A 13,610-nucleotide genomic window follows, 5' to 3' on the forward strand; every position below is an offset into this window, starting at 1 on the left:
CCATTCCGGACGACGCCCCATGATCCCCGAGCTTGGACACTACGCGCTGATTCTGGCGCTGGTCGTGGCCTTGGTGCAGTCCGTCATCCCGTTGTGGGGCGCGGCCCGCGGCGACCGGGGGATGATGGAGGTGGGGCGCACCGCCGCCTACTGCCAGTTCGCCGCCCTGGCGCTGGCCTTCGGCGCCCTGACCTACGCCCATGTCGTGTCGGACTTCAGCGTCCTGAACGTGGTGGAGAACAGCCACACCGACAAGCCCATGCTCTACAAGGTCGCCGGCGTCTGGGGCAACCATGAGGGCTCGCTGGTCCTGTGGGTGTTCATCCTGGCCCTGTTCGGCGCGATGGTGGCCGCCTTCGGCCGCAACCTGCCGGCATCGCTGAGGGCTCGCGTCCTGGCGGTCCAGGGCATGATCGGCGTCGGCTTCCTGTGGTTCATGGTCGCCACCAGCAACCCCTTCACCCGGGTGGATCCGGCGCCGCTGAATGGCCACGACCTGAACCCCCTGCTGCAGGACCCGGGCTTGGCCTTCCACCCGCCCTTCCTCTACCTGGGCTATGTTGGATTCAGCCTCTGCTTCTCCTTCGCCGCCGGCGCGCTGATCGAGGGACGGGTGGACGCCGCTTGGGCCCGCTGGGTGCGCCCGTGGACGCTGATCGCCTGGTCATCGCTGACGCTGGGCATCGCCATGGGGTCGTGGTGGTCCTACTACACCCTGGGCTGGGGGGGCTGGTGGTTCTGGGACCCGGTGGAAAACGCCAGCCTCATGCCCTGGCTGGCCGGCACGGCGCTGCTGCATTCCGCCATCGTGGTGGAGAAGCGCGACACGCTGAAAAGCTGGACCATCCTGCTGGCCATCGTCACCTTCACCCTGTCGCTCATGGGCACCTTCCTGGTGCGCTCCGGCGTGCTGACCTCCGTCCACGCCTTCGCCTCCGACCCGGCGCGCGGCGTCTTCATCCTGGCGCTGCTGGTGGTGGCGACTGGCGGCGGCCTGCTGCTTTACGCGTTGCGCGCGCCTATCCTGAAGGCTGGCGGCCTGTTCGCGCCCATCAGCCGCGAGGGCGGACTGGTGCTCAACAACCTGCTGCTGTCCACCGCCTGCGCCACCGTCTTCCTGGGCACCCTCTATCCCCTGTTCATGGACGCGGTCGGCGGGGGCAAGATTTCCATCGGCCCGCCCTTCTTCAACGCCACCTTCGTGCCCCTGATGGTGCCGGTGGTGGCGGTCATGGCGATGGGCCCCCTGCTGTCGTGGAAGCGGGCGGACCTGGCCGGCGTGCTGGGCCGGCTGAAGATCGCGGCGCTGGTGGGCGTGGTGGCCGCCCTGGCCGGGCTCTGGCTGGCGGGTACCAAGCCGGTGCTGGCCCTTCTGGCCTTGGGCCTGGCCGGCTGGGCCGTCATGGGCGCCGTGGTGGACGTGACCGACCGCATCCGCCTGTTCCGCATCCCCCTGGCCGACAGTCTCAGCCGTGCCCGCCACCTGCCGCGGGGCGCCTGGGGCACCGCCCTGGCGCATGCCGGGCTGGGCGTGGCGGTGGCCGGCATGGTCGGCACCTCCGCCTGGACGTCCGAGGCCATCCAGGTGCTGCACATCGGCCAGTCGGTGGACGTGGCCGGCTACAGTTTCCGCCTGGACAGCGTGGCGGAGGCGCCGGGCCCCAACTACACCGCCCGCCGCGCCGTGCTGACCGTCACCCGCCACGGCGACTTCGTGGCCACCCTGGCGCCGGAGCAGCGCTTCTACCCCGTCACGCGCATGACGACGACGGGCGCGGCCATCCACACCAATTTCTTCAGTGACCTCTATGCCGTGGTGGGCGAGCCGGCGCCGGATGGCACCGGCTACAACACCCGCTTCTATCGCCACCCCCTGGTGCCGTGGATCTGGGTGGGCTCCATCCTCATGATGGCCGGCGGGCTGGTCAGCCTGTCCGACCGCCGCCTGCGCGTGGGCGTACCGCTGAAGCGCATTCTGCCCCGCACCGCCGCCCTGCCGCCGGCCCCCGCCGAATAAGGTCCCCCGCATGCGCCGCCTGATGTTCCTGATCCCCCTGGTGCTGTTCCTGGGCCTGGCCGGCTGGTTCGGCGTGCGCCTGAAGCAGATCGACCAGGGCGATACCCCCGACCGCCTGCCCTCCGTCATGATCGACAAGCCGGTGCCGGACTTCGACCTGCCGCCCCTGGTGGAGGGACAGCCGGGCGTGGCATCCAAGGAATTGGCGGATGGCAAGGTCCGCCTGGTGAACTTCTGGGCCAGTTGGTGCGCGCCCTGCCGTGCTGAACATCCCATCCTGATGCGCCTGGCGGGGCAGGGGGTGGACATCCGCGGCATCGACTACAAGGACAAGGCGGCCGACGGCCAGGCCATCCTGGCCCGCGACGGCAACCCCTACGCCGCGGTGGCCCGGGACGAGAGTGGCCGCACCGCCATTGATTTTGGCGTCTATGGCGTGCCGGAAACCTATGTCATCGACCGCCAGGGCCGCATCCGCTATCGCCAGGTGGGTCCCATCACCCCCCAGGATTTGCAGAACCGCATCCTGCCCCTGATCAATGAGCTGTCGAAATGAGGCGGGCGCAAATGATACGCGCGGTGTTTGATCGTAACCGCTCAAACACCGTCCCTCATGCGCCGGGCGCCCGCATCCGCGGGCTTGGCTTGTCCTCAGTTTCCAGCCCACTGCGTTCCCCGGAGGCTTCCGGCGGCCCCCCTGTTTACACGTCTAAGGGTCGGGGCCTACAGTGGCCCAAGTTGAAACTTCGGGCCGCTGATGCCCGGCGGGCATTGGCCGCGTTGGTCCTGGCGGCCACGCTGCTGTCGGGCCCCTTGGCCCGCGCCGTGCAACCGGATGAGATGCTGTCCGACCCGGCGCTGGAGGCGCGGGCGCGCGCCATTTCCAAGGATTTGCGCTGCCTGGTCTGCCAGAACCAGTCCATCGACGACAGCGACGCCCCCCTGGCGCGCGACCTGCGCTTGCTGTTGCGCGAACGGCTGGTGAAGGGGGACAGCGACGCCCAGGCCGTGGCCTTCCTGACCGACCGCTACGGCGATTATGTCCTGCTGCGTCCGCCGGTGCGGCCGTCCACATATCTGCTGTGGTTCGGGCCCTTTGCCCTGCTGGTCGTGGGCGGTGGCATCCTGCTGTGGCGCGGCCGGCGCGGCACGGTGGGGGCCGAGGCGGTGGCGCCGCCCCTGTCGGCGGAGGAAAAGGCCCATCTGGCCCTGCTGATGGATGACAAGGACGAAGGGAAGGGGCGGCCATGATGGTGTTCTGGATCGCCGCCGCCCTGCTGACGGCGGGTGTGCTGCTGGCGCTGCTGCGTCCGCTGATGAGACGTTCCGTGGGGGCGGAGGCGCCGGGTGCCGAGGGCACGCCGGAAGTCGCCATCTACAAGGACCAGTTGGCTGAGATCGAGCGCGACGTGGCGCGCGGCCTGCTGACCGATGACCAGGCCGCCGCCGCCCGGACGGAGGTCAGCCGCCGCCTGCTGGCCGCCGATGCCCGGGTCCAGGCCGCGCGCGCGGCCGGGGCGGCGACGCCCACTCCGCCGGCCAAGCCGTCGCGCCTGCTGGCCACGGGCCTGATGGCGGCGGTGCCGCTGCTGGCCATGGGCATCTACCTGCGCCTGGGCAGTCCGGACCTGCCGGGCCAGCCTGCGGCCAGCCGCACGGACCAGGGCGCGAATGCCCAGGCCCAGGCCGTGCTGCGCACCCTGCAGGCCCGGGTCGCGGACCATCCCAAAGATCTGGAGGCGTGGAAGGCCTTGGCCACCACCCAGGGCATGCTGGGCCAGAACGACAAGGCCGCCGCCTCCTGGGCCAAGGCCGTCGACCTGGCGCCGGATGACGCCAACCTGCAGGCATCGCGCGCCGAGGCGCTGGTGCTGTCAGCCGACGGCGTAGTGGGGCCGGAGGCCAAGCAGGCGCTGGCCAAGGCCCTGGCGCTGAATCCCAAGGAGCCCCGCGCGCGCTACTACGACGGCTTGGCCGTGCGCCAGGCCGGCGACCTCAAGGGCGCCATCACCCGCTGGTCCGCCCTGCTGGCGGAAAGCCCGGCGGACGCGCCTTGGGTGCCCTTCCTTCGGGGCCAATTGGGGGAGACGGCGACCGAGGCCGGCATGGACCCGGCGGCGGTGACGCCGCAGCCGCTACCGCCCACTGGGCAGCCCGCCGGGCCGCCCGCCGCCGCCACGCCGGCCCCCGGCACCACAGCTCCAGGCCCCACGGCTGACGACGTGGCCGCCGCCTCCACCATGTCCAGCGACGACCGCAACGCCATGATCCGGGGCATGGTGCAGCGCCTAGCCGACCGGCTGAAGGCTCAGCCCAATGACGGTGAGGGCTGGTCCCGCCTGGCCCGCGCCTATCGCGTGCTGGGGGAGAACGACGAGGCGGCGGAGGCCGAGGCCAACGCCAAGCGCTATGGCGCCGACACCGCCGCCGCGCCGGGTGCGGCCGCCGGCACCGTTCCGCCCGGCATGCCGGACCCGGCCACCATGACGCCGGAACAGCGCTCGGCCACGGTGAAGTCGCTGCTGGCCCAGTTCCAGGCGGCGGCGGAGAAGGAACCGGACAAGCCCGAGGGCTGGGCGCGGCTGGCCCAGGCCTATGAGGCGACGGGTGACGTGGCCAAGACGCGGGAGGCGTGGGCCAAGGCCGTGGCCGCCGCCCCCGACGACGCCCAGATCAACCTGGCCTATGCCCGCGTGCTGCTGCCGTCCGATGGCGGCCATCCGCCGCCCGCCTTCTTCACCGCCCTCCGGGTGGTGCTGAAGTCCTCTCCCAACAACCCCCAGGCCCTGTGGTACCTGGGGTTGGACGCGGCGGAGAAGGGCCGCAAGGCGGAGGCGAAGGACCTGTGGGGGCGCCTGTTGCCTCTCCTGCCCGAGGGGTCCGACGACCGCAAGGAGCTGGAGGGCCGGCTCAAGGCCCTGGGGAGCTGACCTTAACAACCGGGGTAAGCGACAAGGGGGCGGACGGTAGGTGTTGCGCCGCCGCCACCCTATCCCTTGGTGTGGGGTCGTGCCCGATGCAAACCATAGGTGAATGACCTAAAGTGCGGGTATTGTCCGCGCATGCCGCTGGTGCGCCTATCCTTGCGGCATATGCCCCCGTCACCCAGGATCGTTTTTCCGCGATGAATGAGTCCCCCTGCCTTCCGCCGCCGGCTTGGCCGGTGTGGTGGATGAGCATCTCCGGTGGATAGGCCAGTGGCACCGCGCGGCGTTCTTCAACCAGGGCGACGGCGTCGTCCTGCCCGTGCCGACGGCCTTTCCCGCCTGGGTGCGCGGCGCCTCGGGCAGCGAGCTGGCGGACCAGCCCGCCATCGACCGCCTGATCTCCCTGCATGACCAGATGCACCGCATGGCCCGCCTGGTGCACATGCGGGCCTGCGAGGGGCAGCCGCCGTCGCTGGCCGCCTATGAGGCGGTGATCGAGAAATTTGACGAGTTCATGGGCCTGCTGCGCCGGGTGGAGCGGGCGTTCAGCGTGGCCGGCAGCGGCATCGACCCCCTGACCGGCCTGCGCAACCGCACCGGCCTGCGCGAGGAGATGGAGCGGGAGGCCAACCGATTCCGCCGCACCGGTCGCCCCTTCTGCGTGGCGCTGTGCGACCTCGATAAGTTCAAGTCGGTCAATGACACCTATGGGCACGAGGCGGGCGACCGCGTGCTGATGGCTGCGGCCGGCGCCATCAACCGCGGCATCCGCAGCTTTGACGAGGCCTTCCGCCTGGGCGGCGAGGAAATCCTGATCCTGCTGAAGGACGCCACCGTCATGGACGGCTATGCCGTGGTGGAGCGGCTGCGCCAGGATATGGAGGCGCTGCCGGTCGCCATCGGCGGCGGGCGCACCATCCACTTCACCGCCAGCTTTGGCTTGGCCGAGGCGCAGCCCGATGGCGATCCGGAGGATCTGGTGGCGGAGGCCGACGCCGCCCTGTACACGGCCAAGCACCAGGGCCGGAACCGGGTGGTCCGGGCGGGCGCGCCGGCCCAGGCTGCGAGGCAGCCATAGAGCACACGCTGCGGGGCAGCCATGAGGCTTGACCAACTGGTCAGGATCATCCGGCCGGGGTAACCGGTCACCCTTCCTGCCGGTGTTTTTGTCGCCTGTGCCGCCACCCCCCGTCGGGATGGTGGCGCCCGGGCGCGCCGTCCGCTAGCTTGGAACCAATTCCACCTTTGCCGATCCGTGGTTTAGCCGCCCATGCGCACCGTCCCCGAATTCCCCAACCTGTTCGTCGCCGACCATCCGCTGATCCAGCACAAGCTGTCGCACATGCGGGACAAGCGGCGCTCGACCATGGGCTTCCGCCAACTGCTGCGGGAGATCGCGCTGCTGATGGGGTATGAGCTGACGCGCGACCTGCCGTTGACCACGGAACGGATCGAGACGCCGCTGGTGGAGATGGACGCCCCGGTGATCGAGGGCAAGAAGGTCGCCGTCGTTCCCATCCTGCGGGCCGGCCTGGTGATGGCCGAGGGCCTGCTGGAACTGATGCCCGGCGCGCGTGAGGGCCATATCGGCCTCTACCGCGACCATGACACCAAGCAGCCGGTGGAATACCTGGTGAAACTGCCGGCCGCGCAGGGCCGCACCTTCATCCTGGTCGATCCCATGCTGGCCACCGGCAATTCCGCCGTGCACGCGGTGGACGTGCTGAACCGCCACGGCGTGGCCGATGACCAGGTTCGCTTCATGGCCCTGGTGTCGGCGCCGGAGGGCGTGCGCGTCTTCCACGACGCCCACCCGGACGTGAAGGTGTACACCGCCGCCCTGGACAGTCACCTGACCGACGACGCCTACATCGTCCCCGGCCTGGGCGATGCCGGGGATCGCTTGTTCGGCACCAAGTAGCGTCGAAACCGGGCCTGGGGAACCGGGGCCTGAGAAACCGGGGCTGAGCCCCGGTTCCCGTCTTGAGGGGCCAGGCGTCAGGCCTCGCGGATCATCACCATGCCCAGGGCGGTGGGAATGTAGACCGTGCCGTCGGGCCCGATGGACAGCGCGGAGTAGTGATTGTCGAACAGGATGCCGCTGCCCACCTTGGCGCTCCAGACGGTGGCCCCGGTTTCCGCGTAAACCGCCGTCAGGAACCAGTCGTGGCGGCCGTCCTCGATCTTGAGGCTGTAGGTGTAGAGCAGGCCGGTGACCAGCGACAGCTTGGACACCACGGAGGGCACCGTGACATGCCCGTTCTCCCAGGCCACCGTGCCGGGACAGGGCAGGTTGTCGTACCGCACGCGGCCCATTCCGGGCACCACGGGCCGGGTCGACACGCCGTTGCTGTATCCGTAGTTGTTTTCCACGAAGAAGCTGCCCGTGCAGCCGATCAGGGAATTCTCCGTGTCGCTGTGCCCTTTGGGGAAGACAGGGACCTGGGCCACGATGCGGTTGCCCGGCACCTCCTTCTCCCGCCGATAGACGACGACATGCATTTGGGGATAGGCGTTATCGGCGATGCCGCAATAGCTTTCGCCGGGGGCGGTTCCCACCAGGGTCGGCGTCGTGCCCGTGCCCCAGCTTTGCTGGCCGGGCTTCTGCGCCAGCCCGCGGTCGTAGCTATAGCACCATGTCACTTGCGGGCGGCTGCCGGTGGCCGGCACGTCGAAGCGGTAGAGCGCGTAGTCGCTGGCGATGAACACGCCGCCCGTCTCGTCGACGGCGAAGGAATTGCCGATGGTCTGCGGCGCGTCCAGCGTCAGGGTCCAGCAGGCGCCGGAGTCGGGGTCGATATAGCCGACGATGCCGCTGTCGGTGATCCACCACAGCCGGCCGCTCCAGTCCGGCAGGGTGGATAGGATGCTGGCGGCGGAGTCGCCGATGCTGCTGGCCAGGTCATAGATGCGAACCACGCGGAAGCCTTCGTCCCCCTCCGGCACGGCGACCACCCAGATTTGCTGGTTGGCGGTGGGCAGGACGGCCTGGTTGCGCTCGTTCAGATAGATATAGCCCCCGCCGCCGAAGCCGGTGCTGCCGCCCTTGCCCGACGGCAGGTCCATGGCGGCCAGAACTTCCAGCGTGCCGGGGTCCAACTGCAGCAGGCGCCGGCTGTCCGGCCCGATGCAGACGGTGACCAGGCGGCCCTGCGGGTCATAGGTGATGGAAGCACCTTCACCGCCTAAAGACTTGTAGGTCACCACCAGCTTGCCGCCCAGGGGCCCGGCCCAGCCGTAGGTGTCCGACATGAAGGCGTCGTTGTGCATGTTGTTGCGGCCGTTGGGCGCCATATAGGGGTTTTGCGGCGGTGGTTCCGCCGCGATGGGCAGGGGTTCCACACGCGGGACGACGACGGTGCTGACCTCGATGGACATGGGGCTGCTCCTGGCGGCTGGCGGGCGCATACCTCCCGCTGGTAATCGAAATTAATGACCAGTTTACGTCATTAAGTTGCATCCTGTGACGGGACGCTATTTTTAATTGGGCCTATTGTCCAGTGGCATGGGCGCATATACAACCTTAAGGATACTGTCGCGCCTGAATCACCACGCGCGCCTTAAGGGAGACTGTTCCATGTCAGACCCTTGTCCCGAGTCAGCCGCCTTCGTTCCTGGGCCAAGCGATGGCCCCTGGTATCGGACCATGATGCCGTTCGAGCATTTCGACTCGATCCGCAGCCAGCAATTCCCCCACAGTTGCGATGTGGCCCAGTTGACGGGCACGGCCCGCGCCAAGGTGGCGGTCCGCCTTGCCCCCGGCACCTACCCCAACCCCTACAACATCGTCACCCGGGAGCGGGGGAGCTGTTCATCTACGGGGGCTATGTCGGCGATAAACCAGAGTCCGACGACGACAAAGAGGAGGCCGGGTCCTATGTGGCGCGGCTGGATGCGGACACGCTGGAGGAGCGCTGGCGCATTCACTTCAAGGTGCCCTTTGATCATTATTTCGACTGGCCCGGGGTGTTGGGCGTCCACGGCAACGGCTTCCTGTACGTCGTCACGGGCGCCAAGCTGGCCAAGATCGACCCCGCGACGGGGGACCACCGCACCATAGACCTGCCCCAGCACGCGAACGGCTTCGGGGCCGCCTATAACGGCTTCGTCATTTCCCGCAGCGGCGACATCATCGCCAAGTCCTTGGAACGGGGCCGCCCGCTGGCGAATTCCTTGCCGGGGCTCTATGCCGTGAAGGATAGCGGCATCCCCGCCTTCCTGGTCTCGGTGGATGCCGACACCCTGGAGATCAAGGCTGTCGTCGAAACGCCCGAGCCCGTCCTGGGCCGGGTCATGGTGGATGGGCAGGCCCCCGACGAATTCGTCTACCTGCCGGGACTGACGCACGTGTGGCGCTATCGGCTGGGACCGGACAGCCTGACCCTCGATCCCAGCTGGAACCCGCAATATGTTTTCCCGGGTGAACAGCCCGGCCCGGCCTGCGGCATGCTGAACGGCTGGGTGGTGGTACAGACGAATTTCCTGGAGGCGAAGAAACCCCTGCGCATTTCCGCCTTTCACAGCGGGGACGCCGCCGTCGCCCACCATCACGTGCCGTTTCCCCATGGCGTGCCCAGTGAGGAATACTCCAAGCCCGCCCTGGATGCGGCCCATAACCGCGTCTACACCAGCGATGAGAAGGTCGGGCTGGTGACAGCGCTGGATTTCAAGGCGGATGTGGGCTTCGTCCCGGTCTGGCAGCAGCCGCAAACCATGGACTCGTTTTGGGCGGTGGTGGGACCGCGACAGCGCCGCAACATCATCGGCACCGACTATCTGGACTGCCAGGACTATGTGGTGTGGCGCGATGCGGATACGGGCGTTGAACTGGCCCGCTCCGGTCCGCTGGATGGCCGCCTCAACGGCAATATCGTGGCCACCGGCTTCGATGGCCGCTTCTATTACCTGGGCGTCAATGATGGCACGGTGAACGAGCTGACCCTGAAGCCGGCCTGAGGCCGGCATTCGGTCAGAAGTAGGCTGGTGTGAGTGGCCCCGCCGGGTCACTCCGCCGGCGGGATCACCAGGATCTTGTCGATGCGGCGGCCGTCCATGTCCACCACCTCGAAGCGATAGCCCGCGTGGGCGACGCCCTCGCCCACACGGGGCAGGTGGCCGAGCTTGAACAGCAGGAAGCCGGCCAGGGTCAGGTAGTCGCCCCCGTCGCGCAGGCCCGGCAGGTCCAGGACGTGCGCCGCCTCCTCGATGTCCATGCGACCGTCGATCAGCATGGAGCCATCCTCGCGCCGCACGAACTCGTCCTCGTCCGCGTCGTGGGCCTCGGGCAGGTCGCCGGCGATGGATTCCAGGATGTCGGTCAGGGTGACGATGCCCTCGGCGCTGCCATACTCGTCCACCACCAGGGCCATCTGCTGGCCGGAGGAGCGGAACAGTTCCAGCAGGCGCATGACCTGGGTGCCGTCATGGACGATCAGCGCGGGGTTGGCCAGCTTGGCCAAGTCCGGCGTCTCGCCCGCCAGCACGGCGTCCAGCACCGCCTTGGCGTGCAGCACGCCCACCACCTCATCCAGGCTGCCGCGGCAGATGGGGAAGCGGCTGTGATGGCTTTCCTGGATTTCCTTGGTCAACTGCGCCACGTCATCGTCCAGGTCCAGCCACATGACGTCCAGGCGCGGGGTCATGATGGCGCGCGCCGGCCGGTCGGACAGGCCCAGCACGCTTTCGATCATGCGCCGTTCCTCCGGCTCGAACACGCCGGCGGCCGTGCCCTCGGCGATCAGGCTCTTGACCTCTTCCTCGGTGACGGCGTTCTCCGGCTTGCCGGCGGCGCCCAGCAACTTCAGCACCAGTTCGGTGGTGGCCCCAAGGAACCAGGCCACGGGGGAGGCGATGCGCGACAGTCCCTGCAGGAAGGGCGCGGTCAGCACGGCGATGCGTTCCGTGGCGAACAGGGCCAGGCGCTTGGGCACCAGTTCGCCCACGATCAGCGACAGCAGGGTGATGCACACCACCACCAGGGCCACGGCGATGCTGTCGGCGTGGGGGGCCAGCGCCGGCACCGCCGCCAGGCTTTCCGCCAAGGGGCCGGACAGCGTGGCGCTGCCGAACGCGCCCTCCACGATGGCGATCATGGTGATGCCGATCTGCACCGTGGACAGGAAGTGCGAGGGGCTCTCCTGCAGGGCCAGCGCCGTGCGGGCGCCGCGCTGGCCTTTCTCCGCCATGGCCGTCAGCCGGCTGCGCCGGGCGGACAGGACGGCCAGTTCGGACATGGCGAAAAAGCCGTTCAACAGAATCAGCAGAACCAGGATGGCGATTTGCAGGTAAAGCATCAGGGCGGCGTCGGGGCCTGTCGGGAAGGGGATACACGCGGCACGATAGCATGGACGGACAGTCTGTCGCGTCCCCGCCATCACAGGGCAGCCAAGTTTTACGGCTTATGCCTTCAAAGCGGATGCGCGGCCACACCCGGGTCATGACGTTTTGGAGACCGGCGGCCCCGTCCTGCGCAGCGCTCTTGATTCCCATCCGGACTCGTATTATCTCCGCTAGCACTCACCGGGGTTGAGTGCTAACAGCAGGCTCGACCCCACAGCTTTTGCCTTTTAAGGGAGAGATCCTATGAAGTTCCGTCCGCTGCACGACCGCGTGGTGGTGCGCCGCGTCGAAAGTGAGCAGAAGACCGCCGGCGGCATCATCATCCCCGACACCGTAAAGGAAAAGCCCCAGGAGGGCGAGGTCGTCGCCGTGGGCCCCGGCGCCCGTGACGAGCAGGGCAAGCTGATCGCCCTGGACGTGAAGGCTGGTGATCGCGTGCTGTTCGGCAAGTGGTCCGGCACCGAGGTCAAGATCGATGGGGCCGAATACCTCATCATGAAGGAATCCGACATCCTGGGCATCGTCGCCTGATTGGATGACCGGGCTGGCCGACCCTGACGGGTCGCCGCCCTGTCGTGTTCCCCTCAAAGCCATCGCGGGCCTGATGAGGCCCCGGAAATTCAAGGAAGAGAGATTATGGCTGCCAAGGAAGTGAAGTTTGGCGTCGATGCGCGCAACCGCATGCTGCGCGGCGTGGACATCCTGGCCGACGCCGTGAAGGTGACCCTGGGCCCCAAGGGCCGCAACGTCGTCATCGAGAAGAGCTTCGGCGCTCCGCGCATCACCAAGGACGGCGTCAGCGTCGCCAAGGAGATCGAGCTGTCGGACAAGTTCGAGAACATGGGCGCCCAGATGGTGCGCGAAGTGGCCTCGAAGACCAACGACATCGCCGGTGACGGCACCACCACCGCCACCGTGCTGGCCCAGGCCATCGTCCGCGAAGGCGCCAAGGCCGTTGCCGCCGGCCTGAACCCGATGGACGTGAAGCGCGGCATCGACTTGGCCGTCGCCGCGGTCATCAATGACATCAAGGGCCGTTCCAAGAAGATCTCGACCAACGCCGAGATCGCCCAGGTCGGCACCATTTCCGCCAACGGCGAGGCCGAGATCGGCGAGATGATCGCCCGCGCCATGGAAAAGGTCGGCAACGAGGGCGTCATCACGGTGGAAGAGGCCAAGAGCTTCGACACCGAGCTGGAGGTCGTCGAGGGCATGCAGTTCGACCGCGGCTACCTGTCGCCGTACTTCGTGACCAACGCCGACAAGATGACGGCTGAGCTGGAAAGCCCGTACATCCTGCTGCACGAGAAGAAGCTGGGCAGCCTGCAGCCCCTGCTGCCGGTCCTGGAAGCCGTCGTGCAGTCCGGCCGTCCGCTGCTGATCGTGTCGGAAGACGTGGAAGGCGAGGCGCTGGCCACCCTGGTGGTGAACAAGCTGCGCGGCGGCCTGAAGATCGCCGCGGTGAAGGCCCCGGGCTTCGGCGACCGCCGCAAGGCGATGCTGGAGGACATGGCCATCCTGACCGGCGGCCAGGTCATCTCCGAAGATCTGGGCATCAAGCTCGAGAACGTGTCGCTGGACATGCTGGGCACCGCCAAGAAGGTGGTGATCACGAAGGACGCGACCACGATCGTGGACGGCGTCGGCGCCAAGGCCGACATCGAGGCCCGCATCGGCCAGATCAAGGCGCAGATCGAGGAGACCACCTCGGACTACGACCGTGAGAAGCTGCAGGAGCGTCTGGCGAAGCTGGCGGGCGGCGTTGCCGTCATCCGCGTCGGCGGCGCCACCGAGGTCGAGGTGAAGGAGCGCAAGGACCGCGTTGACGACGCCATGCACGCCACCCGCGCCGCGGTGGAAGAAGGCGTGGTGGCCGGCGGCGGCACCGCCCTGCTGTACGCGACCAAGGCCCTGGACGGCCTGAAGCCGGCCAACGACGACCAGCGCGTGGGCGTGGACATCATCCGCAAGGCCCTGCAGGCCCCGGTCCGTCAGATCGCCTTCAACGCCGGCACCGACGGTTCCATCGTCGTCGGCAAGCTGCTGGACCAGTCCAGCGCCGACTTCGGCTACAACGCCCAGACCGGTGAGTTCGGTGACATGTTCGCCTTCGGCGTCATCGACCCGACGAAGGTGGTCCGCACCGCCCTGCAGGACGCGGCCTCCGTGTCCGGCCTGCTGATCACCACCGAGGCGATGGTCGCCGAGAAGCCCGAGAAGAAGGCCGCTCCGGCCGGCGCCCCGGGCATGGGTGACATGGATTTCTAATTCGTCCCCAAGACGAATTGGAAGAGGGGGCCGGCTTCCGCAAGGGGCCGGCCCTTTTC

11 protein-coding genes are annotated in these 13,610 nt (G+C 68.2%); 9 read left to right on the forward strand and 2 right to left on the reverse strand.

All coding sequences use genetic code 11. The features are described from left to right. The first annotated feature begins 19 nt into the window (after window positions 1–19). The 6 genes from UCD39_RS20780 to upp all read left to right on the forward strand — a co-directional run bounded on the left by UCD39_RS20780 (window position 20) and on the right by upp (window position 6,865). Window positions 20–2,017 (forward strand): heme lyase CcmF/NrfE family subunit, encoded by a 1,998-nt coding sequence (locus UCD39_RS20780; RefSeq protein WP_330497691.1) that lies wholly within the window; start codon window positions 20–22, stop codon window positions 2,015–2,017. Between the two features lie 10 nt (window positions 2,018–2,027). Next, complete coding sequence (locus tag UCD39_RS20785) at window positions 2,028–2,573, forward strand: DsbE family thiol:disulfide interchange protein (RefSeq protein WP_330497692.1); 546 nt, start codon at window positions 2,028–2,030, stop codon at window positions 2,571–2,573. Window positions 2,574–2,788: 215 nt separating this feature from the next. Further along, window positions 2,789–3,268 (forward strand): cytochrome c-type biogenesis protein, encoded by a 480-nt coding sequence (locus UCD39_RS20790; RefSeq protein ID WP_330497693.1) that lies wholly within the window; start codon window positions 2,789–2,791, stop codon window positions 3,266–3,268. After that, complete coding sequence (gene ccmI / locus UCD39_RS20795; protein WP_330497694.1) at window positions 3,265–4,947, forward strand: c-type cytochrome biogenesis protein CcmI; 1,683 nt, start codon at window positions 3,265–3,267, stop codon at window positions 4,945–4,947. The genes UCD39_RS20790 and ccmI overlap by 4 nt, the downstream gene beginning before the upstream one ends. 235 nt (window positions 4,948–5,182) lie before the next feature. Next, complete coding sequence (locus UCD39_RS20800) at window positions 5,183–6,022, forward strand: diguanylate cyclase (RefSeq protein ID WP_330497695.1); 840 nt, start codon at window positions 5,183–5,185, stop codon at window positions 6,020–6,022. Between the two features lie 192 nt (window positions 6,023–6,214). Next, window positions 6,215–6,865, forward strand: coding sequence for a uracil phosphoribosyltransferase (gene upp, locus UCD39_RS20805; RefSeq protein WP_145734840.1), 651 nt, complete (start codon window positions 6,215–6,217; stop codon window positions 6,863–6,865). Window positions 6,866–6,942: 77 nt separating this feature from the next. Here the strand turns inward: upp and UCD39_RS20810 are convergent, their stop codons facing one another. Continuing rightward, on the reverse strand, window positions 6,943–8,322 hold the full coding sequence (locus tag UCD39_RS20810) for a hypothetical protein (protein WP_330497696.1): 1,380 nt from the start codon (window positions 8,320–8,322) through the stop codon (window positions 6,943–6,945). A 501-nt stretch (window positions 8,323–8,823) separates the two neighbouring features. Between UCD39_RS20810 and UCD39_RS20815 the strand changes: the two genes are divergently transcribed. After that, window positions 8,824–9,900 (forward strand): hypothetical protein, encoded by a 1,077-nt coding sequence (locus tag UCD39_RS20815; RefSeq protein ID WP_330497697.1) that lies wholly within the window; start codon window positions 8,824–8,826, stop codon window positions 9,898–9,900. Window positions 9,901–9,947: 47 nt separating this feature from the next. Here UCD39_RS20815 and UCD39_RS20820 read toward each other — a convergent pair whose 3' ends face one another. Then, window positions 9,948–11,237 (reverse strand): hemolysin family protein, encoded by a 1,290-nt coding sequence (locus UCD39_RS20820; RefSeq protein ID WP_330497698.1) that lies wholly within the window; start codon window positions 11,235–11,237, stop codon window positions 9,948–9,950. Window positions 11,238–11,526: 289 nt separating this feature from the next. Here UCD39_RS20820 and groES point away from each other — a divergent pair, with 289 nt between their 5' ends. Then, window positions 11,527–11,814, forward strand: coding sequence for a co-chaperone GroES (gene groES, locus UCD39_RS20825; protein ID WP_040848135.1), 288 nt, complete (start codon window positions 11,527–11,529; stop codon window positions 11,812–11,814). Window positions 11,815–11,919: 105 nt separating this feature from the next. Beyond that, entirely contained in the window at window positions 11,920–13,551 is a 1,632-nt protein-coding gene (groL, locus tag UCD39_RS20830) for a chaperonin GroEL (RefSeq protein ID WP_330497699.1), read from the forward strand. Window positions 13,552–13,610 lie beyond the last annotated feature (59 nt).

This window comes from Nitrospirillum karajorum (assembly GCF_036348415.1).
Classification (GTDB): domain Bacteria; phylum Pseudomonadota; class Alphaproteobacteria; order Azospirillales; family Azospirillaceae; genus Nitrospirillum; species Nitrospirillum amazonense_B.